The following is a 2,623-nucleotide window of genomic DNA, read 5'->3' as shown; positions in this document are numbered from 1 at the left end:
CCATGGCCCGAATGCTCACGTCCTGCAGTCGTAGGCTTGCGATGGCGAGGCGTTCTTCAGGTTGAAGGTGCTGGTATGAAGTAGTTTTGTCGGGCATTGCAACACCTTATACGAAATAAGTGTTGCACCTCACTTTTGAGGCCGCCCAACCAAATAGAACAGGTCATGCTGCCTTAACACGAGCCTGACCTGTTTCGGTTCGGTTTCGCGTTCGAACAAAGGGTCGCATGCGCGGCGAGCGCCAGATCTGGAAGCGCTGTCAGTATCGTGTATCGTCCGCCCGGGCAGCCTGGAGCGCTCCTTCGAACGACAACATGGCCGCGTGGCGCCTGAGCAGGCGCGTTGCGTTGTTTCTGTCCGGTGCGTCGACCCACGGTGCCGCATCGATCGGGCGGCCCGACAATTGCGCCTCGTAAGCGGCGATCAGCGCACCGGCCGCAGAAGCGTCATCGTCTGAAGGCGTGAGCGCCCGATTGATCACATCGACCTGTTCAGCGAACACCGCGCACTTCGAGGTGAAGCCAAGCTGAGTCGATTTGTCGAGGTCGCCCGCGAGCACAGTCGCGGAGCGATATGTGCACGGCAAGTCGATCGGCACGAGTCGGCCGCGATGCACTCGATCAGAAAGCGGCTACGCGCATAGAGTAATTCCTTACCGCCCGGCGTGCGATGGGCGTTAAGGTTCGCCGCCAGATCTTCCACCGCCAACATGCAGCAGAGAATGCGTGGACTCGACTTCAGTATCGCTCCGAGAGCGACCAGACCCTTTGCGGATTCGATAGTCGGGACAATCTCCGTCGTTCCCACTTCGATGCCGTGGATGCCTTCCAGCCCAGCGAGGGCCTCGTCAAGTGCGGCGAGCTGCGCCGGGGATTCGGCGTGGGGCAGGAACACAGCACGCGGTGCACCGGACATGATGCCTTGCAGGTCGGCATGGCCGTCGTTCTCCAGCTTGTTGATACGCACCGCGCCGATGGCTCCGCGCCGTTCGGATTCTCGCAGCATCGAAACGATCAGCGCGCGTGCCGAAGGCCGATCAGCGGCAGCGGTCATTTCCTCTAGATCTGCGACGATCGCGTCCGCGCCGCTAGTGAGCGCTTGCGCGTGGCTGGCGGCGTCGGCGCCGGGGACGAAGAGCCACGCCCGCCGCAGTGCGGGCGGGCGCAGGGGCAACGTTCTAGGCCCCATGATTCGCTCCCGGTCGCTGTGCAGTCGCACGTCCTGCGCGCTCCAGCATCGCGTGCAGAAGCACGTCCGCGCCACGTGTGACGTCCTCCGGCAATGCATCTTCCGCTTCGTTGTGGCTCAAGCCGCCAACACACGGAATGAAGATCATCGCGGTAGGGCAGTAGCGCGCCATGTGAATCGCGTCGTGTCCGGCCCCGCTCACGATCCGCTGATGCGGATAGTCGAGCGCGTCGACAGCGCGCGCGACCGCCGCGACGCAACCGTCATCGAAGGGCGTCGCGGGGCTGACCCAATGACGCGCGATCTCGACCGTCAGTGCGCGCTTCGCCGCGATTGCCGCAAAGCGCTCGTGCAACGCGCCTTCCATCGCCTCGATGCGCGCATCGTCGGGATGACGCAGATCGACGGCAAATGACAGATCGGCTGCGATCGTGTTGCGCGACGAGTTGCAGATCGACAACTCTCCGATCGTCACGAGCCCTTGCGGCGCGAATTCGACGGCTATGGCTTCGAGCGCGGACGCCATCTCGGCGCTGCCGAAGAGCGCATCGCGCCGAAAAGCCATCGGGGTGGTGCCCGCGTGAGCCGCCTGCCCAAGCACGCGCACGTCGAGCCAGCGGATCGCCTGGCCACCGGTCACGATGCCGATGGGCACGCCGCTTTCCTCAGCAACGGCCCTTGTTCGATGTGTGCTTCGAAGTAGGCGTCGAAAGCCGTGCCGGGGATCGCCCGCTCGCCCGCGTACGAAGTTGCCGCGAGCGCATCGGCCACCGAAACGCCCTGGGTGTCCCGCGAGTCGAGCGCGGCATCGAGCGGCATCGCGCCGGTAAATGCCGCCGAGCCGAGCATTGCCGGCGTAAAGCGCGCGCCTTCCTCGTTCGTCCATACGACGATCTCGATAGGTTTGTCCGTTTCGATGCCCGCATCGTTCAGAGTCCGCACGACTTCGAGCGCCGCCAGCACGCCATAGACGCCGTCGAAACGCCCGCCTTCGGGCTGCGTGTCGAGGTGGCTGCCGCTTGCCACAGCGGCCCGAGAATCGAACCGGCCCGCGCGTCGCGCGAACAGATTGCCGACCTGGTCGACACTCAACGTGAGCCCCGCGTCGACGCACCATTGAGAGAACAGCGCGCGGCCCGCCGCATCTTCCTGCGTGAGCGCCAGGCGCCGGACACCGCCCTTTGCCGTCGCACCGACCGCCGCCATTTCCATCAGGCTCGACCAGAGCCTCTTTCCGTCGATCTTCAACATCGCTTCGCTTCCTAGTGTTGTTTTGTCGTGCCGCACCGCGCAGCTACGCATGACGTCTTTATCGGAAATCCAAAATCATTAGTCCAATTTCGAATGCTAATTTTCAAGGCGCTATCAAAAGCGAAGTGCAACACCTATGTCGTATAAGGTGTCGCAATGCCCGACAAAACTTCGTATCAGCAAC

General features: G+C 63.2%; 2 protein-coding genes and 1 pseudogene. All 3 read right to left on the bottom strand.

Translation table 11 applies throughout. The annotated features are described in order from the left end of the window. Positions 1–259: 259 nt before the first annotated feature. The 3 genes and pseudogenes from AWB81_RS47995 to AWB81_RS41920 all read right to left on the bottom strand — a co-directional run bounded on the left by AWB81_RS47995 (position 260) and on the right by AWB81_RS41920 (position 2,439). Positions 260–502, bottom strand: coding sequence for a hypothetical protein (locus AWB81_RS47995; RefSeq protein WP_235026225.1), 243 nt, complete (start codon positions 500–502; stop codon positions 260–262). After that, positions 478–1,218 carry an HpcH/HpaI aldolase/citrate lyase family protein gene (locus tag AWB81_RS41925; RefSeq protein WP_235026224.1) on the bottom strand — a complete coding sequence of 247 codons (741 nt, stop codon included), beginning with the start codon at positions 1,216–1,218 and terminating at the stop codon, positions 478–480. Before AWB81_RS41925 ends, AWB81_RS47995 begins: the two co-directional genes overlap by 25 nt. Then, positions 1,178–2,439: pseudogene (locus tag AWB81_RS41920) on the bottom strand (Zn-dependent hydrolase). Before AWB81_RS41920 ends, AWB81_RS41925 begins: the two are co-directional and overlap by 41 nt. Positions 2,440–2,623: the final 184 nt, after the last annotated feature.

Source organism: Caballeronia arationis, from assembly GCF_001544975.2.
Taxonomy (GTDB): Bacteria; Pseudomonadota; Gammaproteobacteria; order Burkholderiales; family Burkholderiaceae; genus Caballeronia; species Caballeronia arationis.
Note: the sequence above shows the minus strand (reverse complement) of the source record. Positions and strands in the feature narration are given on the sequence as shown.